We start from the raw sequence: 19400 nt of genomic DNA, 5'->3' as shown, positions 1-19400 counted from the left end.
AAGGTTACACTAAAAAATTATGTAGATTACTTTGTATATATCAGCTAGATTGGGCATTTTTACACTTTTAAAACAAACACCATTTCCATATGGCAAATGCGCACAAAGAAGTCATTTTATTAAAAGTTTCAGGACAAGATAAACCTGGAGTAACAGCAGGTTTAACCTCTGTTTTAGCACAATACAAAGCTAACATTTTAGATATTGGTCAGGCAGATATTCACGACACATTATCCTTAGGAATGTTGTTTGAAGTGCCGGCAGGTAACGATTCTGCTCCTGTTTTAAAAGACTTGCTATTTAAAGCTTATGAACTTGACATTAAGGTTAAGTTTATTCCTATTTCTATAGAAGACTACGAAAACTGGGTAAAAGCCCAAGGAAAACCACGTTACATTGTAACTATTTTGGGAGAAACACTAGCAGCTGCACAAGTATCTGCAGTAACTAGAGTAATGGCCGAAGAAGATTTAAATATTGATGCCATTAAACGTTTAACCGGACGTACTTCTTTAATAGAAAACAACGAGCAACCTCGTTCTTGTATTCAACTATCTGTAAGAGGAGAAGTAAAAAACAAAGAAGCTATGACTTCTAAGTTTATGGAAATTTCTAGAACCTTAAATGTAGATTTATCTTTTCAAGAAGATAACATTTACCGTAGAAACAGACGTTTGGTTTGTTTTGATATGGACTCTACTTTAATTCAGGCAGAAGTTATAGATAAATTAGCTGAATTGGCTGGAGTTGGAGAACAAGTAGCTGCCATTACAGAATCTGCAATGCGTGGAGAAATAGACTTTAATACAAGTTTTAAAAAACGTATGGCCATGCTAGAAGGCTTAAGCGAAGATGTTTTACGTGAAGTTGCGGTAAACCTACCTATTACAAAAGGAGCAAGAAGACTATTTAAAGCCTTAAAATACTACGGATTTAAGACCGCTATTTTATCTGGTGGATTTACTTATTTTGCAGAGTATTTACAAAAAGAATTAGGTATTGATTATGTACATGCAAATCAATTAGAAATAAAAAATGGAGCCTTAACAGGTGGGTATATAGGTGAAATTGTTGACGGAAACAAAAAAGCCGAATTCTTAAAAGCCATTGCTAAAAAAGAAGGGATTCACATTAACCAAACAATTGCTGTGGGTGATGGTGCTAACGATTTACCAATGCTGAATTTAGCTGGACTTGGAATTGCTTTTCATGCAAAACCTAAGGTAAAAGAAAGTGCCGAAAGCTCTATTTCTAGTTTAGGATTAGATGGTGTTTTGTACTTACTAGGATACCACGACAGACATATTGATTTGATGTAAACACCAAACACATACAAATAAAAAAAGCCGATTCATTTATATTGAATCGGCTTTTTTTTATAACAACTATATATTTTATTTCTTGATAAATAACATTTGTACATATTATTTGTATTTTCATCAAAAAAAACTATGAAAAAAACATTTATTATGCTTTTTAGCATACTTTCTGCGCAATTATTTTCTCAAGAAATAAAAGAGGTTACTATTCGTGGTAAACTACTTTCTAATAAAGCAGAAGAAGTAAAACTAATTTTAAATGACAACCCTATAACATCTCCTAAAATAGTTAAAACAAACATAGGCAAGGCAGGAAACTTCTCTATTAAAATTCCCATTTCACGTATTACAACAGGAAAAATTTATACAGGAAGATATTATCATGAAATTTGTTTACTACCTACAGATCATTTTACGTTAATAGCCGATGCAGATGATATTGTATACTCAGGAAAAGGAGCCGAGAAAAACAACTTTTTATTTAAAGCTGAAAAAAACGGAGCTGCAGATATGAGCTTTTATTACAAATACAAAAGATCTAAGTCTACACCTGACGTATTCTTAAAACAAATAAATAAGGTAAAACAGAAAAGATTGGATTATTTTAATCAGTATGATAAAACCAACTTTGAAAAAGAGTTTATTCAATATTTTATAATTTCTACCGAAATTATATCGCAAAATGTCTTAAAAAACTATGTCAAAAGTTATGCCTATAGGAACAAACTAAAATCGCCTTTAAAGCTAAGCAAAGAATACAACCAGCTAAATAACTTCTCTTTTCTTGTAAATGATGAAAAAGCTTTTTCTCCTACTTACATAAATGATGTTCATAGTTTAGTTTACACAAAATTCAATGAATTTTCTAAAAACTTAAACTTAAAATCTTTACACTCTTACAAAAAAGCATTTAACAAAATGCTTACAGATTCCTTATCGGGCCTAACAAGAGAATATGTATTGGCTAAAAACATCCATTCTGGACTACTTAGAAACCAATACGACACCCTTTCTATTCAATTATTTAAAGAATTAAAAACAAGTGAATACAGTCAAAAATTTATCAACCGTAATTTGGAAAAGTTTTACGACAAACAAAAACTAATCAACAAACCATTGCATAAAGAATTTGCCAAAACTATGTTGGTAGACAGTAATGGCAACCAACTTACTTTTGATAAAATGATGAAAAAATTCAAAGGAAAAGTAGTGTATATAGATATGTGGAACATGCAATGTGGACCTTGTAGAGTTTCAATGCCTCATTCTCGTGATTTGCGAAAAAAACTAAAAAATAAAGACATCGTATTTGTTTATTTATACGTAGGAAGTAGAAGAAACTACTCTTGGGGAAAAATTTTTCAAACTTCTTTTAGCAACAAAAACCACTATCAAATTCCTATGGGTTTAGAATCTAGAATTAACAAGTTTTTGGAAATAAGCTGGGTTCCTAATTATATGATTTTTGACAAAAAAGGTAAACTCGTTAGTTTTAGTGCCGATAGGCCTACATCTAACGTTCTTACACATGAAAGTTTTCTTGAAAAAAAGTTAAGGGAACTTTCTATGTAAATAATGCTCTAAAAAAAGCCGATTCATTTATATTGAATCGGCTTTTTTTATAATATTTCTAAAGAGTTTCTATGCAGCTCTATCATTCCTTGTTGTTCTAGTTTTTTTAGCAATCTACTAATAACAACTCTTGATGTATGGAGTTCATAAGCTATTTCCTGATGTGTACTTTTAATTAAGTTGCTACCTGTAACAGCTACTTTATCATTTAAATATTTTAGCAAACGTTCATCCATTTTTTTAAAAGCAATGGTATCTACAGTTTCTAATAACTCCATCAATCTGCTATGATAGCTATCTAACACAAAATTTCTCCAACTTTTATATTTTCCTACCCATTCATCCATTTTTTCTACAGGAATCATTATTAGTTTGGTGTCTAATTCTGTAATTGCTTTTATTTCACTTTTCTTAGTTCCAACACAACAACTCATAGTCATTGCACAAGTATCTCCTTTTTCTAAAAAATACAAAAGCAATTCATCTCCTTCATCATCTTCTCTTAATATTTTAACAGCTCCGTGAATTAGTAAAGGCATTGATTTTATATACTGACCAATACTCATAAGTGTTGTACCTGCAGCCACTTCTTTTACAACTCCTATTACACTTATTTCTTGCAATAACTCTTTTTCAAAAAGATATCCATAATGCAACTCTAATTCTTCAATCATACTTCTTAAAATTAACCAATCATAAAAATATTAAAATATATAGCAGCAAAGCAATAACTATTAAAAAACATACATGAATTAATTACAGCCTTGAGAAAAAGATGCAATTCAACTGCCAAAACACAGCTTGGTTACTGTCAGTGTTTTATAGCTTTATCCTATGGAATATTACTAACAAATAAAACTTTAAGATTATGAAGTATTTAAACAAAAACATTGAAGAAATAGGAAAAAGATCTAATGAAAAATCATTGGTAAATCATTCAACATCATGTGGTATATTTCAAAATTATGATTACAACAGTCCTGCTGTAAAAAACTGTCTTCAGAGTAGTAACAAGTCCAATAACGAAGAAGAAAATTTAAATTATCTTTTTATGTAAGAATCATTTTTCTTATGTTATAGATAATCAAATATTTTTATAAACCTTAAAATCTTTTAAATTATGAACTATTTAAACAAAAGTATTGAAGCAAACTCTAAAAAAGTAAGCGACACTTCCTTAGTGAATCGTTCTTTATCTGATGGTATTTTTAAAATTACTGATTATAATATTTTTTTAGTAAAAGAATCTGGAACAGGTATGCGTACTTTGTCTTATAAATAATTTTTATTTTGTGTAATTTTGTATGGTAATTATGGACCTATTAAACAATTATGAAATATTTAACTAAGGACATTCAAGCATTATCAAAATTACAAAGTCAAAAATCTTTGGTAAGAGCCAATACATCGTGTGGTATTTTTCAAGATACTGACTACACTAAAGACACTGGAAAACTGTACCATCAACAAAAAATAGAACAATTAAAACCTAAAAAAAAGAGTCGCTAATTTAGCGACTCTTTTGCTTTTACAGCAAACACTTTTGTAACTTTTTTAAATCATTAGCTGGAGCACTTATAAAATAATAATCTTTACTTATTCTTCCACCAGTTTGAATAGTTAGAAACAGAATCTTTAACTATAATTTCTTCTCCTATTTTTGGAGTAATAATCGTTAGGTTTAAGTCTTTTGCTTTTTTATGAATACGCTCTACCGGATCTATCCAAGAATGCAACCCCAACTTAAAACCAGCCCAATGTATAGGCATTACTTTTTTTGCTTGTACATCTAACCCTGCTTGAGCTGTTTCTTCTGGCATCATATGAATATCTGACCACATTTCGTTGTATTGTCCACATTCCATCAAGGCAATATCAAAAGGACCGTATTTGTTTCCTATTTCTGTAAAGTGATTTGCGTAACCGCTATCTCCACTAAAATATATATTCTCGTTTTTCGATTTTATCACCCAAGAACTCCACAATGTACTTTGTCCATTATTTAGTTTTCTACCAGAAAAATGTTGTGCAGGAGTACATACAAATTTTATGTTGTTAAAAAATACTTCTTGCCACCAATCCATTTCCTTTATTCTAGAAGCCTCTACTCCCCAAGCTTTTAAATGTACTCCCACTCCTAACGGAACAAAAAATTGATCTGTTTTATCTTTAATTTTAAGAATAGATTCATAATCTAAATGATCGTAATGGTCATGAGAAAACAAAACTGCATCTATGTGTGGCAATTCATTAATATTTATAGGAAATTGCGTATTAAATCTTTTACCTCCCAATAGCGGATGCGGAGCTGCTACCTCTCCAAACATAGGATCTATTAATATGTTTTTTCCATCTATTTGTAAAAAAAAGGCAGAATGTCCAAACCAAATTAACCTTGCTTTCCCTTGGTAATTCTTTATTTTTTCTAAAGATATTTTTTCTACTTCTAAATTATTTTTAGGACGTCCGTTAGGCACTTTGGTTGTAAAAAAGGTGTAAGCTAGTTTTAGATTTTCTATAAAACTAAGTTCTTTGGGAACAGGCTGGGTATTTTTAAACTTTCCATTTTTAAATTGTGCCGATTTGTTGTAAAGTTCTTGCTCTTTTTTTGAAACATCTCCTCCAAAACTAGGATAAAAACGAACAAACAGTACATAAACAATTATGAATGTACTTATAATGGCTAAAATTGTAATCATCATTTTCTTTAAAATCTTTTTTATCATATCACTTGCTATAACTCCAATAACATCTAGATTTTATAGAGTCGTTAAACACTTTAAAACTATACATAATTGGTTCAATGTTATTTTTTACAAAGGCACAAAAAAACCAGAAAAACAAATGGTTTTTCTGGTTTTTTAAATCTTACAAAAAGATTGTTATTTACTTACCATTGAAACAATGGTCTGTCTTGCATAAATTCATTTACTTTACCAGCAATAGATTCTAATACCTCTTCGTTTTCAAAGTTGTTAATTACTTCATCAATAAAGTTGGCTACTACAGCCATATCATCTTCTTTTAAACCACGAGTAGTTACTGCAGAAGCACCTAAACGAATACCAGATGTTACAAACGGAGAACGAGTATCATAAGGTACCATGTTTTTGTTTACTGTAATATCTGCTTTTACCAACGCTTGTTCAGCATCTTTACCAGATAAGTTTTTATTTCTTAAATCTATTAACATACAATGATTGTCTGTTCCTCCAGAAATAATTTTATAATCTTTAGCTACCAATTCTTTAGCCAATCTAGCAGCATTCTTTTTTACTTGAACTTGGTAATGTAAATATTCATCGGTTAAAGCTTCACCTAAAGCAATAGCTTTTGCAGCAATAACGTGCTCTAATGGTCCACCTTGCATTCCTGGGAATACTGCTCCATTAATAATAGCAGACATCATTTTTAAGTTTCCGTTCTTTAACTTAATTCCGTCTTTGTTTTCAAAGTCTTTCCCCATCATAATCATTCCTCCTCTAGGACCTCTTAAAGTCTTGTGAGTTGTAGTTGTTACAAAGTGACAATGAGGCATTGGGTCATTTAAAATACCTTTTGCAATCATTCCAGATGGGTGAGAAATATCTGCCAATAAATAAGCATCAACCGCATCTGCAATTTCTCTAAATTTAGCAAAATCTATATCTCTAGAATATGATGAAGCTCCTGCTACAATAATTTTAGGTCTTTCTGCTTTTGCAATCTCTAAAATGTTATCGTAGTTTAAAACTTCTGTTTCTTTATCTACACCATAGTGAACTGCCTTGTAAATTTTTCCTGAAAAGTTTACTGGAGAACCATGTGTTAAATGTCCCCCGTGAGATAAATCAAAACCTAATATTTTATCTCCTGGCTCTAACACAGAAAAATATACTGCTGCGTTTGCCTGAGATCCAGAGTGTGGTTGTACGTTTACGTATTCTGCACCATATAATTCTTTTGCTCTGTCTATTGCCAATTGTTCTACAATATCTACTACTTCACATCCACCATAGTATCTTTTACCAGGGTATCCTTCTGCATATTTATTGGTTAAAACAGAACCTTGTGCTTCCATTACTTGTTCACTAACAAAGTTTTCCGAAGCAATTAATTCAATTCCTTTTAATTGTCTTTCTTTTTCGTCTTGAATTAAATCAAATATGATTTGATCACGTTTCATATTCTAGGTGTTTTTGAGATTGAAAATGAATTGCAAAAATAATAAATATTTATTCATGCTTAACCAAAAGTACTAAGAATATATTTCTATAATATTCTTCTATTCAGAAAGCTATCCTTTATTTTGTTTTTTGATGGTAGCAAAACAGAAAATTTTACTTTTGCGTGCTTAAATCACTAAAGAATTTTATCATTCTTTTTCTAATTGTAATTTGGCCTAAAAATTGGTTTAGCTAAAAAAACCACGTTCTTATGATAAAAAAACTACCTTATTTCTTCTTTTTTCTTTTTATAATAAGCTGTTCTGGGCTCAAAACTTCTCAAAAATATTTGGCTCAAGGAAATTACGACCAAGCCATTCAGCAAGCATTAAACTATTTACAAAACAACAGATATGGTAAAAAAGCTCCAGAATTTCATCAATTGTTGTTTGAATCGTATAACAAAGCGGTTGATCAAGACAAAAGAACTCTTGAATTTTTAACTTACGATGTAAATGCTGAAAACTTAGAATGCAAATTCAACACCCTTTTACTATTAGAAAAAAGGCAAAACAAAATACGTCCGTTATTACCTATCCCTGGCTATCATTTTAAGCTAGAAAATTACATGCACAAAACCCTTAGCGTTAGAAATCAACTTTCAGATTATTTATACAATAAAGCTAACAACAATCTTAACCAAAACAACAAGTTGTTGATTAGAGAAGCCCATGAAGATTTTAAATACTTACACAGTATTAACCCAAACTATAAAAATGTATTAAAACTAATAGACAAATCTAGAGCAAAAGGAATGGATTATGTGTTAATTGATTTTAAAAACAAATCAGGACAAATTATTCCCAAAAGATTAGCGAACAACTTGCTAAACTTAAGTGAATATCAGTTAAATAATTACTGGGTAAGCTACCAAAACTCTTTTGATGAAACTACAAATTATGATTACGTGTTACTAGTAACCTACAATCAAATACACATAAGTCCTGAACGCATTAAAGAAACTTTGCTTGTAAAAGAAAAAGAAATTGTAGATGGTGAAAAATATGTGTTAGACGAAAAAGGAAATGTAAAAAAGGACAAAAACGGAAACGATATTAAAAAAGATAAAAAAATTAAAGTAACCAGTACTTTCCATCAATTTATACAAAGTAAAAACTGCACCATTAAAGCCACTGCTCGTTTTTTAAATTTTAAGAATTAACAAATATTGGCTAGTATTCCTTTAAATAGCGAATTTATTTTTGAACATTATTATGCCAATCAAAAAGGAGATCGTAGAGCTTTAACAGATATACACTTAAATATGTTATCTAATAAAAAAGTGCCATTTCCTACAAACAATCAAATGATTTTAGATACTAGTAACGATATTAAATTGCAACTACAGAATATAATTACCAAACAAAAATTTAATTTTTAAACCAAAATCTATGAGCTATAAAATGATTGTATTAGATATGGATGACACCTTATTAAGAGATGACTACACCATATCTGCCAAAAATAAAAAAGCCATTAAAGCTGCCCAAGAAAAAGAAATTTACGTTGTTTTAGCTTCTGGAAGACCTACTCCAGCCATGATTCAGTTTGCAAAAGAACTTGAATTAGACCAATACAACTCCTATATTATATCTTTTAACGGAGGGCAAATTATTAATATGGCTACAGAAGAATGTATTTTTGAACAAACTTTAAATGTACAAGACATTCATCAGCTTTATGATTATAGCCAAGCAAACAACACTGCTTTTATTACTTATTTTAATGGAGCTATTGTAGGAACAAAAGACTCTAAATATATAGATGTAGAAAGAAAATTAACAGGTATGCCTTATCATAAGGTTCAGAATTTAAAAGAAAGTATTACCCAAAATTGTGTAAAATGTTTGCTGTTAGAAGAACCTAGTTATCTAAAAAAAGTAGAAGCCCATTTAAAAACAGAAAGACCAGATCTTAACATTGCTACTTCTAAGCCTTTCTTTTTAGAAGTAATGCCACAAGGAATAGACAAAGCAGCTACGTTACACAGACTCATTCAACAATTAGGAATTAAACAACACGAAACCATTGCTGTAGGAAATGCTGGTAATGATTTAAGCATGGTTGAGTTTGCTGGCTTAGGGGTTTGGGTAGATAATGTTACTCCTGAATTAAGAAACAAAGCAGATGTTATTGTAGCCTCTAACAACAATGATGGTGTGGCTGAAGTAATAGAAAAATACCTTTTATAACTTCCTTTTTAATTCTAAAAGAAAGAGTCAATTAACTAAAATCAAGTAGATTGACTTTTTTTTTGCATAGCTTTATAAGCTACAAACCATAAATTTAATAAGATGAAAAAACGAACCTGTCCGTGTTGTACCTCAACACTACGTTCTAAAAAACGTAAAAAGAAGTTTCTGAAACTCTTATTTTTTGTAGAATTATTAAACTGTGCAAGGTGTAATACTTTTTATGCATACATAAAAGGTATTCACAAATCTGTTTGCATAACTCAAGGAGTTTCAGAACCTAATACCAAAGAAAGCGTTGCATAAAAAAAGCCACTCAATTGAGTGGCTTTTAAAATTCTTAAAAAAGGGAGATTTAATCTTCACTTTCATTATCTGCTAACTGAGAATTACCTTTCCATTCGTATACACTTGCAATTCTATAATCAGAACCAAAGTCTACTTGAGTTAAAGCCTCTGTATTGTTTTTCCAAAAAAACCATCTTCCGGTTTTCTTTCCATTCTCGTAATGTCCCATAGAAACCTTTTCTCCTTGATTGTCATATGATTTCCATGTTCCGTGTAATTTTTTATCAGCAGTAATAAATCCTGTTTGTGCAACTAATCCATTTGCATGGAAAAGAGTTATTTGATACAATTCTCCTTGTTTTTGAACTTTTACATTTTCTTTTTGACCGTAAGAAACTATTCCAACGAATAGTGATAAGATAAATAATGTAGTTTTCATAATAATTGTATTTATGTTGATACTACAAAGATACAACTATTTTACAATTGAACAACGTTAAATTAACATTAAATTAACATTAGAACACAAAAACCATTTATTTAACTGATTTTAAACAGTTTACATTGTTAGCTCAAGTATACCATAATGTGAATCATGCTGAATTACTTTACCGTTTTCTATAAAAATAGCTTGTGGAGACTGATGAACCACATTGAATTTTTCTGCAATAGCAGCAGAAATATCTCTATGTGCAATTAAATCTAAAAAATACAAAGCATATCCTTCTCCTACTTGCTTTTCAAACTTATTTAACACACTTGCACTAATGCTACAACGTGTACTATGCTTAAAAATAACTGCCTTAGTTTCTTTAGAAACTGCAACAACATCTTCTAACTGAGCTACAGAAGTTAATTCGTTCCATGTTACTTTGTTAGCACTTTTTTGTTCTCCTTCAGATTTACTTCCTAATATTTTATCAAAAAATCCCATACTCTATATCTTATTATATTATAACTACAGCAAATATATTGCTTCTTTTACTATTAATAACATCTCAGTCGGTCTATTATCTATAGCTTACAAGCAAGACAAAAAGACTGATTACCAACTAAAAAAAAGACATTTTGTCTATAAAACAGACAGATATTCCGTTTCTATTTAAAGGAATAAGAATTGATAATCTATGTACAGAAATAGCTATTTAAGAAATAAATCCTTAAACATAAAAAATTATGAATTTTAATAATTATACCATAAAATCGCAAGAAGTTGTACAACAAGCACAGCAAATTGCTCAAGGATTACAGCATCAACAAATTGAAAACACACACTTACTAAAAGCCATTTTAGAAGTAGACCAGCATGTAACTCCTTTTATATTAAAAAAATTACAAGTAAACATTTCTGTTTTACCACAAGTATTAGACAAAACATTAGAAGGTTTTCCTAAAGTAAGCGGAGGACAAATAGGACTGTCTAACACCTGTGCAAGAACCTTAACAGATGCAAGTAATATTGCAAAAAAAATGGATGATGAATACGTGTCTATAGAACACCTTTTGCTTGCTCTATTAAATAATAAAGATACGGTTAGTCAAATTTTAAAAGACCAAGGTGTAACAGAAAAAGGACTAAAAGCTGCTATTGATGAGATTAGAAAAGGACAAAAAGTAACCTCACAAAGTGCAGAAGAAACCTACAATGCTTTAAACAAATACGCTAAAGACTTAAACAAATTGGCTAGCACAGGAAAACTAGATCCTGTAATAGGTAGAGATGAGGAAATTCGCAGAATTCTACAAATTCTTTCTCGTAGAACCAAAAACAACCCTATGCTAATAGGTGAGCCAGGAGTGGGTAAAACAGCCATTGCAGAAGGTTTAGCTCACAGAATTGTAAAAGGTGATGTGCCAGAAAACTTAAAAGACAAACAAGTCTTTTCTTTAGACATGGGAGCCTTAATTGCGGGAGCAAAATACAAAGGTGAATTTGAAGAACGTTTAAAATCTGTAGTAAAAGAAGTAACCTCTGCAGAAGGAGACATTGTTTTGTTTATTGATGAAATTCACACATTGGTAGGTGCTGGTGGTGGAGAAGGTGCTATGGATGCTGCCAATATTTTAAAACCTGCCTTGGCTCGTGGAGAATTAAGAGCTATTGGAGCTACTACTTTAGATGAATATCAAAAATATTTTGAAAAAGACAAAGCTCTAGAAAGACGTTTTCAAAAGGTAGTAGTAAACGAACCTGATACAGAAAGTGCCATCTCTATTTTACGTGGAATTAAAGACAAGTACGAAGCACATCATAAAATTCAAATAAAAGATAGTGCTATTATTGCGGCGGTAGAATTAAGTCAGCGTTACATAACGTCTCGTTTTTTACCAGACAAAGCAATTGATTTAATGGATGAAGCTGCTGCTAAAATGCGTATGGAAATAAACTCTAAACCAGAAGAGTTAGATGTTTTAGACAGAAAAATAATGCAGTTAGAAATAGAGATAGAAGCTATTAAACGTGAAAAAGACGAAAAAAAACTTTCACTTTTACGCAAAGAATTGGCAGACACTCAAGAAAAAAGAGACAGCATTTATACCCAATGGAAATCTGAAAAAGACATTGTAGACAACGTACAAACTATAAAAGATGAAATTGACAATTACAAACTAGAAGCCGAAAAGGCCGAACGAAATGGCGATTATGGTTTGGTAGCAGAATTGCGTTACGGAAAAATTAAAGAAGCCCAAGAAAGATTAGATGAAGCCCAAAAATCATTGGCAGAAAACCAAGAAAATTCTTTGGTTAAAGAAGAAGTAACCGAAGATGACATTGCTGAAGTTGTTGCCAAATGGACAGGTGTTCCCGTTCAAAAAATGCTGCAAAGTGAACGTGAAAAATTATTAAAACTAGAAGATGAATTGCATTTAAGAGTTGTTGGACAAGAAGAGGCTATAGAGGCCGTTTCTGATGCAGTACGTCGTTCCAGAGCTGGGTTGCAAGATGCCAGAAAACCTTTAGGAAGTTTCTTGTTTTTAGGAACCACCGGAGTTGGAAAAACAGAATTAGCAAAGGCTTTGGCCGAATATTTATTTGATGATGAAGCAGCCTTAACTCGTATAGATATGAGTGAGTATCAAGAACGTCATTCTGTAAGTAGATTGGTAGGAGCTCCTCCTGGTTACGTAGGTTACGATGAAGGTGGGCAATTAACAGAAGCTGTTAGACGTAAACCCTACTCTGTAATATTATTAGATGAAATTGAAAAAGCACATCCAGATACTTTTAATATTTTATTACAAGTATTAGATGAAGGTAGGTTGACCGATAACAAAGGACGTGTGGCAGATTTTAAAAACACAATAATTATTATGACCTCCAATATGGGAGCCGAAATAATTAAAGAGCAGTTTGAAAAAGCAACCGATCAAAACAAAGAGCTAATTGCAGAACAAGCAAAAACAAAAGTTTTACAAAACTTAAAACAAATTGTAAGACCAGAGTTTATTAACCGTATTGATGAAATTGTTATGTTTACTCCTCTTGATTTAAAGGAAATTACACAAATAGTAGACCTACACTTAAAAGGATTAACACATTTATTGGCCCATAAAGAAATTACACTAACAGCTACAGAGCATGCAAAATTAGCTTTGGCTCAAAAAGGATTTGATCCTGAATTTGGTGCAAGACCTGTTAAACGTGTCATTCAAAAAGAGGTTTTAAATTTATTGTCTAAAGAAATTTTAGCAGGAAACATCAACAATCAAAGTTCTGTGGAATTAGATGCTATTGATGACCAATTATTTTTTAAGAATCGTTAAATTAGACCTGTATTTGTAATACATAATTATAAATAATTAACAGACAAACCATTTCACTCAAAGAAACTTAAGTACTTGTTTCTTTGAGTGATTTTAAACAATAAATCATGCATTTATTATTTTCATACGGAACGTTACAGTTAGAAAAAGTACAACTAGAAACTTATGGTAGATTGTTAACTGGTTTTAAAGATTCTTTAAAAGGATATGTGTTAGGAAAACTACAAATTACCGACCTAGATGTTATCCGTAAAAGCGGAAAAGAATACCACCCTATAGCCCAAATTTCTACCAACCCAAATGATGAAATAAAAGGTATGATTTTTGAAATTACAGACGAAGAATTAAAACAATCAGATGCCTATGAAGTATCCGATTATAAAAGAATAAAAGCTACATTTCATTCAGGTAAAAAAGCTTGGATTTATGTAGCCAATATATAAAACAATTAAAAAAAAGATTATGAGCACATTAAGATTAGGTGATACTGCACCAGACTTTACCGCAAAAACTACAGAAGGTGAAATTAACTTTCACGAATGGCTAGGAGACAGTTGGGGAGTTTTATTTTCTCATCCATCAGATTATACTCCTGTATGTACTACAGAACTAGGAACCGTAGCCAAATACACCGAAGAGTTTTCTAAAAGAAATGTAAAAGTTGCTGCCTTAAGTGTAGATGGAGTTGAATCTCACAACGGATGGATTCAAGATATTAACGAAACACAAAACACAACCGTTAATTTTCCAATTATTGCAGACGAAGACAAAAAAGTATCTGACTTGTATGATATGATTCATCCAAATGCAGACAACACATTAACCGTTCGTTCTGTATTTATTATTGATCCAGACAAAAAAGTAAAACTGATTATTGTATATCCTGCATCAACAGGAAGAAACTTTGACGAAATATTAAGAGTTATTGACTCTTTACAATTAACAGCCTACCATAAAGTAGCAACTCCAGCCAACTGGAAACACGGAGAAGATGTTGTAATTACTCCTGCTGTTAAAAATGATGAAATTCCTAATTTATTTCCAAAAGGACATAAAGAAATTAAACCTTACTTAAGAATGACTCCACAGCCAAACCTATAAGTAAAGGTATTTTTTTACAAAAACATCAAACTCCATAAATATTTATTTATGGAGTTTTTTTTATGTAAGAAAACCGTAGTTTACAGACTCAATCTACTAGAAACATATAGAATGGATAATAGCACTAAAGAAATTATAATTATTGGAGGTGGCTTAACAGGACTTACTCTTGGTTATTTTTTAAGCAAAACAAATTACAAGTTTAAAATTCTAGAAGCTCAAAACCGTTTAGGAGGTAGAATTTATACTCAAAAAACAGACAACGGAACAACTATTGAGTTGGGAGCTACTTGGTTTGCCAATCAACACACAGAAATTTTAAAACTGCTAAAAGAACTCAACCTTAATTTATTTGAACAACTTTTAGGAACCACTGCTATTTACGAACCTATTTCTACCAGTCCACCACAAATTGTACAACTTCCTACAAATCAAGATCCGAGTTATAGACTAAAAGGAGGCACCCATAAATTAATACAAAAATTGGCCACACATATTCCTAAAGACAACATTCTTTTAAATCAAAAAGTAAGCGCTATAGTAGATCAAGACAACAAAGTATTTGTAAAAACAAAAAACAAAAGCTATATCTGTGATTTTGTAATTACAACCCTACCTCCTCACCTACTTACAAACACCATTACTTTTGATCCTAAGCTAGAAAACAATTTTTACCAAATAGCCAAAAACACACACACTTGGATGGGTGAATCTATTAAAGTAGCATTTAGTTACAAACTTCCGTTTTGGAGAGAAAATAACTTAAGCGGAACTATTTTTAGCAATGTAGGACCAATTCCAGAAATGTACGACCACTCTAACAAAGAAAACAATCTTTACGCTTTAAAAGGATTTTTTAACGGAGTGTATCACAAAATATCCAAAGAAGAACGTTGTGAATTAGCTCTAAAGCAATTAGAAAAATACTACGGAAAACAAGCAAGAGATTATCTTACTTATGAAGAAATGGTTTGGAAAAATAACATTTATACTTCTGCCGAGTATGATGATTTGGTTTTACCTCATCAAAATAACGGACACAATGCTTTTCAACAATCCTATTTTAATCATAAAATATGGATAGCAGGTACAGAAACTTCTGAGGCCTATGCTGGCTATATGGAAGGAGCTATTAGAAGTGCTTTAAAAATATTTAATACCCTAAAGACTTTTTAAAAGAAATACATCAGCAAACTAACAAAACATTAGTTTTGTTAGCCAACCTATTATTATTAAGTTTTACTTGTTTATTCTTTATTTAAAATATCAACATAAATAAATAATAAACAAATTATAATTAAATTACTTTTTAATTGCTACTTGTTTATAAAGCATTATATTTATAATGCTATGTTAAAAGAAATAACAACAACATTAAGTTGGCATCCTTTGCCATTAATGTATTCGTTTATTGTGCTTTTATCTTTTGATTTAATTCATCGACTGATAAAAACACATTTAGAAACACACCGCTATATACGACTGGTGAACAAATACCTGTTTAATTGTTTCTTTCGTTTATTCAAAAAACACCTCTTCTTTCATAGTTTTTTACACTTTCCTTACAACCACAACCCTCTACATAAAACATGCGTTTTGTGCAGTAATCTATACAACTATAACTAACACATTTAACAAAAACTAAAAACTATGAAAAAGTTAAGCTTTATTATTTTAGGATGTGCAATGCTCTTGTTTATAGCCTTTAAGGCTGTTTCTCAAGAATCTAGCAGATATTCCAAACAAATATCAACAAGTAGCTCTGTTGTTTTACAACCTACTTTTCCTGTAAACGACCCAGCCACTAGAACACAAGCAAATTTTGACAACTATGCTTGGCAAATGTTTGTTGCTCTAAATTGGCCTGCAAACACATCTAAAAGAGGAGTTGCAGATACCTCTAAACAAATTGGAGATTCAGGAACTGTGGTATGGCAAACATTTAGAACATCGGAAAGTGTATTTCTTCCAAACGGACAACAACCCGAGCCATGGAAAACAACGTATACAAAAAAATTAAAACTATCAACCATTTCTAAAGTAGATCCAACAATAAAGGAACAATTATCATCTACTGCTCAAGCTGTAGGAGGTCCTTTGGTAGATCAAAATTTGCAATACACGTATTATGAAAAATACATGAACAAAACAGAATTTGATTTTATATACAACAATCAATACTATGATGCTTCTAACCTTGCAAAACTAAACAGCAATATGAATATGGACATTAATAGTATGGAAATAAAATCAGCATGGAAAATTATGGGAAATAATGATGTTCTTACTGATTTTTTTACTTGCGAAGCTGAAATTGACCAAATAGGAACAGCTACAGTGGGGCTTGTTGGCTTACATATTATTTACAAATCTAAAAATTCACCACAATGGGTTTGGGCAACTTTTGAGCATATAAAAAATGCTCCAAATCTAAATGAAAATACTGCTGGAAATCAATACTCTTATTACAATCCAGAATGTCCTACAAGCAAATGCCCCGTAAACAAAGAACAACCTTTGCACAATACAAAACCTAGTTTTGCTACTCAAGTAGTAAGAACAACTCCCATACCTGCATCTGCACAAAATGCCAATGCCAAATGGCAAAAACTACTGCAAGGTACTGTCTGGAAAAATTATCAATTAATAACAATGCAATGGCCTGCAGACCCTAACGACCCTGGAAATCCACAAGGGACTCCTACTCCTAACATTTCTGCAAACACAACCATGGAAACATACATTCAGCAAAACAGTAGTTGTATGGGTTGTCATAGCACTGCAGGGGTTAACAACATAAAAACCGATTACAGTTTCTTGTTCTTAGAAGCACAAAGTTCTAAATAATTAATCCTCTAAAAAAAATTGCAATATGTCTTATTTAAATAGTTATAGAATTAACTTTTGGGGAGGAATCTCCACCAATGTTTGTACTGCCAACAATGATGATGTAAATCAATTTATGGTAGATCCTGTAAAAGCAATGTTGTCTCCGTTGTTAATCAACCTTACAGATGAGCAAGCCATTCAAAACCTAAAATCAAATCCCGGATGGAATTACTATGGTGATTATGTTACGAAGTTTAACAATGCAAAAATTTCTTCTTTTGGAAACCCGAACAACATTCAGAACACTGGAGAAATTATTGATCAAGGTATATATTTGCTAGGTTCTTTAGATCCTGCAAACCAAAGCAACACCCCTGTTGGTTCTCCAATTATGGTAGATATAGATGCAACAGGAACAACTTGTACACAAATTTTAGTTGGAGGATTGCAAATAGGAGACTCTAACAATCCTATTTTAAGAATTCATGAAAATACCCGATGCTACACTAGATCTTTACAAACAATAGAAAGCAGCTCGCAGCAAGGAAACTTTCAAGCAAAATCTATAAACATTCAACCTCCTGGATTTGGAATAGCCAATACCTCTTGGCAATTGTCTTTTGAGTATAGTGATGATTGGGAATACGATGCATCAAACCCACAAATTTCTGCGCTTATAGAAAAAGCAAAAGAAGAAAAAGGAATTACAGTTGTATTTACCATGTTTGAGGTGATGACTATTTACTCTCGTCAAGCTATTATATCAGAATACGAACAAGGAAATGCTCCTATAAATCCAGTATTAGGTTATACTATTGGTTCTATTGGTGTTTGGAATAACAATGAAACAGCAACATGTTTACCTGGTAGACTTTTAAAATCTGATCCTAGTAATGATTCTAATATTTGTTTAGCAGATACTTATGTTCAACTAGATCCTAGCAGTAAAATTTTATCTTTAAATATGTCTAGTACTTTTATCAAACCAAAACCTAGAGCCAATAGAGATGACTTAAGCACTATGAGTCCTACTGCCGACCCAGGGAATTTATATTTAGCCGTAAAAAGCAATCTAAATATTTCTACCATAGTTAAAATTCCATACGACCATACAAATTACTACACAACAGGTGGTATGGTAGACATCGCACTAAATGATGCTCAAATTCAACAACTTACTTTAGGGGATTTATTATTAGTAGCATTAGATAGTAATCACAATTTAACAACAACTTATGCCTGCGAACAAACTTACAGAATTGTAAGCGATGATAGAGGAGTTTATCTTGATCCTAATCAGACCAAAACCCTAAATTTTAACATTACCAAACAAGGACAAGAAGTTACAGAAGATTTACAACTTGATATTGTATTTTCAGATAGTGGTCAACTAGCTGCAGCTTATGATCAATACACAGAAATGAATGTAGGTTTTAGTGATAAATTAGGAAACACAATTAACTTTACTCCTTTAGATGCTAACAACAACACGTATAAAGGTTCTACTGTAATTAAAGCTTCAGAAGCTGCTAATTTTCAATTAAACACCAATTGGCTACAAGCAGGTGTAAAACAAGTTTCTTTAACAATTAACGGAGCACAATTTGCTAATTACTACATGGTACTTAGAACCTATGCAAATGACGATTATTCTTTATTACCCGATTCTAAAAAGTTTACCTGGGATTTTGTTTACTCAGAAGTACTGCGCTACTACTACATTGTATTTCCTGCCATGTCTATGCGTTTGCCTTTAAACAACGAAACCTTAATTAGTCAACAAGTATATCAAGTAATTAAACAACGTGTTTCCGAACCTTATAAAAACACCACACTGCTAATGCCTATTACACGAGACATGTCTCCTGGAAAAGTAAAATTACTTACAGATTATTTTGACTACATTCATTCTACCAATAGTTAACAACTATTATTTATGGCATTAAAAAAGGGACTTTAAAAAGTCCCTTTTTTAATTTTTATGAGTCCATATAAACTGTTTTAAAACAACTAGCAGTTAATTCTGTGTAATATTTCATCAATACCGTACAAATATATATACACAAATAATTCTAAAATTGTATTTTTCATTTTAAAATTCTCTACCAAGATTAATTTAGCTTAAAACA

At 31.3% G+C, this 19400-nt stretch carries 19 protein-coding genes; 14 read left to right on the top strand and 5 right to left on the bottom strand.

Annotation, left to right across the window (positions count from 1 at the left end):
- The first annotated feature begins 89 nt into the window (after positions 1–89).
- The gene (gene serB / locus ACY2IJ_RS13595; RefSeq protein WP_476724863.1) at positions 90–1319 is read left to right on the top strand and encodes a phosphoserine phosphatase SerB; all 1230 of its coding nucleotides are present in this window, start codon (positions 90–92) and stop codon (positions 1317–1319) included.
- Positions 1320–1451: 132 nt separating this feature from the next.
- Positions 1452–2891: a TlpA family protein disulfide reductase gene (locus ACY2IJ_RS13590; protein ID WP_476724862.1), complete on the top strand. Its 1440-nt coding sequence runs from the start codon at positions 1452–1454 to the stop codon at positions 2889–2891.
- 47 nt (positions 2892–2938) lie between these two features.
- Here ACY2IJ_RS13590 and ACY2IJ_RS13585 read toward each other — a convergent pair whose 3' ends face one another.
- Positions 2939–3565 carry a Crp/Fnr family transcriptional regulator gene (locus ACY2IJ_RS13585; RefSeq protein ID WP_476724861.1) on the bottom strand — a complete coding sequence of 209 codons (627 nt, stop codon included), beginning with the start codon at positions 3563–3565 and terminating at the stop codon, positions 2939–2941.
- Between the two features lie 194 nt (positions 3566–3759).
- Between ACY2IJ_RS13585 and ACY2IJ_RS13580 the strand changes: the two genes are divergently transcribed.
- The 3 genes from ACY2IJ_RS13580 to ACY2IJ_RS13570 all read left to right on the top strand — a co-directional run bounded on the left by ACY2IJ_RS13580 (position 3760) and on the right by ACY2IJ_RS13570 (position 4400).
- Positions 3760–3948 (top strand): hypothetical protein, encoded by a 189-nt coding sequence (locus ACY2IJ_RS13580; RefSeq protein ID WP_476724860.1) that lies wholly within the window; start codon positions 3760–3762, stop codon positions 3946–3948.
- Between the two features lie 63 nt (positions 3949–4011).
- The gene (locus ACY2IJ_RS13575) at positions 4012–4173 is read left to right on the top strand and encodes a hypothetical protein (RefSeq protein ID WP_476724859.1); all 162 of its coding nucleotides are present in this window, start codon (positions 4012–4014) and stop codon (positions 4171–4173) included.
- A 50-nt stretch (positions 4174–4223) separates the two neighbouring features.
- Positions 4224–4400 (top strand): hypothetical protein, encoded by a 177-nt coding sequence (locus ACY2IJ_RS13570; RefSeq protein WP_476724858.1) that lies wholly within the window; start codon positions 4224–4226, stop codon positions 4398–4400.
- 83 nt (positions 4401–4483) lie between these two features.
- On the opposite strand, the gene ACY2IJ_RS13565 is transcribed toward ACY2IJ_RS13570, so the two are convergent.
- Both ACY2IJ_RS13565 and glyA read right to left on the bottom strand, forming a co-directional pair.
- Complete coding sequence (locus tag ACY2IJ_RS13565) at positions 4484–5593, bottom strand: MBL fold metallo-hydrolase (protein WP_476724857.1); 1110 nt, start codon at positions 5591–5593, stop codon at positions 4484–4486.
- 188 nt (positions 5594–5781) lie between these two features.
- Positions 5782–7056, bottom strand: a complete 1275-nt coding sequence (gene glyA, locus ACY2IJ_RS13560) for a serine hydroxymethyltransferase (RefSeq protein ID WP_476724856.1) — start codon at positions 7054–7056, stop codon at positions 5782–5784.
- A 251-nt stretch (positions 7057–7307) separates the two neighbouring features.
- Between glyA and ACY2IJ_RS13555 the strand changes: the two genes are divergently transcribed.
- From ACY2IJ_RS13555 to ACY2IJ_RS13545, 3 genes are read left to right on the top strand one after another with little or no spacing between them, the layout of a single operon-like run.
- A complete protein-coding gene (locus ACY2IJ_RS13555; protein WP_476724855.1) occupies positions 7308–8258 on the top strand; it encodes a hypothetical protein in 951 nt (316 codons plus the stop codon).
- Between the two features lie 6 nt (positions 8259–8264).
- Complete coding sequence (locus ACY2IJ_RS13550; protein ID WP_476724854.1) at positions 8265–8477, top strand: hypothetical protein; 213 nt, start codon at positions 8265–8267, stop codon at positions 8475–8477.
- 22 nt (positions 8478–8499) lie between these two features.
- Positions 8500–9288, top strand: coding sequence for a Cof-type HAD-IIB family hydrolase (locus ACY2IJ_RS13545; RefSeq protein WP_476724853.1), 789 nt, complete (start codon positions 8500–8502; stop codon positions 9286–9288).
- Between the two features lie 355 nt (positions 9289–9643).
- On the opposite strand, the gene ACY2IJ_RS13540 is transcribed toward ACY2IJ_RS13545, so the two are convergent.
- Positions 9644–10015 (bottom strand): nicotinic acid mononucleotide adenyltransferase, encoded by a 372-nt coding sequence (locus ACY2IJ_RS13540; protein ID WP_476724852.1) that lies wholly within the window; start codon positions 10013–10015, stop codon positions 9644–9646.
- A gap of 120 nt (positions 10016–10135) precedes the next feature.
- Positions 10136–10510 carry a bacillithiol system redox-active protein YtxJ gene (gene ytxJ / locus ACY2IJ_RS13535; protein WP_476724851.1) on the bottom strand — a complete coding sequence of 125 codons (375 nt, stop codon included), beginning with the start codon at positions 10508–10510 and terminating at the stop codon, positions 10136–10138.
- Between the two features lie 242 nt (positions 10511–10752).
- On the opposite strand from ytxJ, the gene clpB reads away from it, so the two are divergent.
- The 6 genes from clpB to ACY2IJ_RS13505 all read left to right on the top strand — a co-directional run bounded on the left by clpB (position 10753) and on the right by ACY2IJ_RS13505 (position 19195).
- The gene (gene clpB / locus ACY2IJ_RS13530) at positions 10753–13341 is read left to right on the top strand and encodes an ATP-dependent chaperone ClpB (RefSeq protein ID WP_476724850.1); all 2589 of its coding nucleotides are present in this window, start codon (positions 10753–10755) and stop codon (positions 13339–13341) included.
- A 107-nt stretch (positions 13342–13448) separates the two neighbouring features.
- Positions 13449–13784, top strand: coding sequence for a gamma-glutamylcyclotransferase family protein (locus tag ACY2IJ_RS13525; RefSeq protein WP_476724849.1), 336 nt, complete (start codon positions 13449–13451; stop codon positions 13782–13784).
- A 19-nt stretch (positions 13785–13803) separates the two neighbouring features.
- On the top strand, positions 13804–14442 hold the full coding sequence (locus ACY2IJ_RS13520; RefSeq protein WP_476724848.1) for a peroxiredoxin: 639 nt from the start codon (positions 13804–13806) through the stop codon (positions 14440–14442).
- 48 nt (positions 14443–14490) lie between these two features.
- Entirely contained in the window at positions 14491–15618 is a 1128-nt protein-coding gene (locus tag ACY2IJ_RS13515) for a flavin monoamine oxidase family protein (protein WP_476724847.1), read from the top strand.
- 474 nt (positions 15619–16092) lie between these two features.
- The gene (locus ACY2IJ_RS13510; RefSeq protein ID WP_476724846.1) at positions 16093–17289 is read left to right on the top strand and encodes a hypothetical protein; all 1197 of its coding nucleotides are present in this window, start codon (positions 16093–16095) and stop codon (positions 17287–17289) included.
- Positions 17290–17314: 25 nt separating this feature from the next.
- Positions 17315–19195: a hypothetical protein gene (locus tag ACY2IJ_RS13505; RefSeq protein WP_476724845.1), complete on the top strand. Its 1881-nt coding sequence runs from the start codon at positions 17315–17317 to the stop codon at positions 19193–19195.
- Positions 19196–19400: the final 205 nt, after the last annotated feature.

The sequence above is a fragment of the Wenyingzhuangia gracilariae genome, assembly GCF_056387575.1.
The sequence above is the reverse complement of the archived record's forward strand: the minus strand, read 5'-3'. Positions and strand labels throughout refer to the sequence as shown.

What these genes read in the sequence shown, in the direction of transcription:
- serB (WP_476724863.1), top strand. Translation starts at nt 90, where the DNA reads ATGGCAAATGCGCACAAAGAAGTCATTTTATTAAAAGTTTCAGGACAA.
- ACY2IJ_RS13590 (WP_476724862.1), top strand. Translation starts at nt 1,452, where the DNA reads ATGAAAAAAACATTTATTATGCTTTTTAGCATACTTTCTGCGCAATTA.
- ACY2IJ_RS13585 (WP_476724861.1), bottom strand. Translation starts at nt 3,565, where the DNA reads ATGATTGAAGAATTAGAGTTGCATTATGGATATCTTTTTGAAAAAGAG.
- ACY2IJ_RS13580 (WP_476724860.1), top strand. Translation starts at nt 3,760, where the DNA reads ATGAAGTATTTAAACAAAAACATTGAAGAAATAGGAAAAAGATCTAAT.
- ACY2IJ_RS13575 (WP_476724859.1), top strand. Translation starts at nt 4,012, where the DNA reads ATGAACTATTTAAACAAAAGTATTGAAGCAAACTCTAAAAAAGTAAGC.
- ACY2IJ_RS13570 (WP_476724858.1), top strand. Translation starts at nt 4,224, where the DNA reads ATGAAATATTTAACTAAGGACATTCAAGCATTATCAAAATTACAAAGT.
- ACY2IJ_RS13565 (WP_476724857.1), bottom strand. Translation starts at nt 5,593, where the DNA reads ATGATGATTACAATTTTAGCCATTATAAGTACATTCATAATTGTTTAT.
- glyA (WP_476724856.1), bottom strand. Translation starts at nt 7,056, where the DNA reads ATGAAACGTGATCAAATCATATTTGATTTAATTCAAGACGAAAAAGAA.
- ACY2IJ_RS13555 (WP_476724855.1), top strand. Translation starts at nt 7,308, where the DNA reads ATGATAAAAAAACTACCTTATTTCTTCTTTTTTCTTTTTATAATAAGC.
- ACY2IJ_RS13545 (WP_476724853.1), top strand. Translation starts at nt 8,500, where the DNA reads ATGATTGTATTAGATATGGATGACACCTTATTAAGAGATGACTACACC.
- ACY2IJ_RS13540 (WP_476724852.1), bottom strand. Translation starts at nt 10,015, where the DNA reads ATGAAAACTACATTATTTATCTTATCACTATTCGTTGGAATAGTTTCT.
- ytxJ (WP_476724851.1), bottom strand. Translation starts at nt 10,510, where the DNA reads ATGGGATTTTTTGATAAAATATTAGGAAGTAAATCTGAAGGAGAACAA.
- clpB (WP_476724850.1), top strand. Translation starts at nt 10,753, where the DNA reads ATGAATTTTAATAATTATACCATAAAATCGCAAGAAGTTGTACAACAA.
- ACY2IJ_RS13525 (WP_476724849.1), top strand. Translation starts at nt 13,449, where the DNA reads ATGCATTTATTATTTTCATACGGAACGTTACAGTTAGAAAAAGTACAA.
- ACY2IJ_RS13520 (WP_476724848.1), top strand. Translation starts at nt 13,804, where the DNA reads ATGAGCACATTAAGATTAGGTGATACTGCACCAGACTTTACCGCAAAA.
- ACY2IJ_RS13515 (WP_476724847.1), top strand. Translation starts at nt 14,491, where the DNA reads ATGGAGTTTTTTTTATGTAAGAAAACCGTAGTTTACAGACTCAATCTA.
- ACY2IJ_RS13510 (WP_476724846.1), top strand. Translation starts at nt 16,093, where the DNA reads ATGAAAAAGTTAAGCTTTATTATTTTAGGATGTGCAATGCTCTTGTTT.
- ACY2IJ_RS13505 (WP_476724845.1), top strand. Translation starts at nt 17,315, where the DNA reads ATGTCTTATTTAAATAGTTATAGAATTAACTTTTGGGGAGGAATCTCC.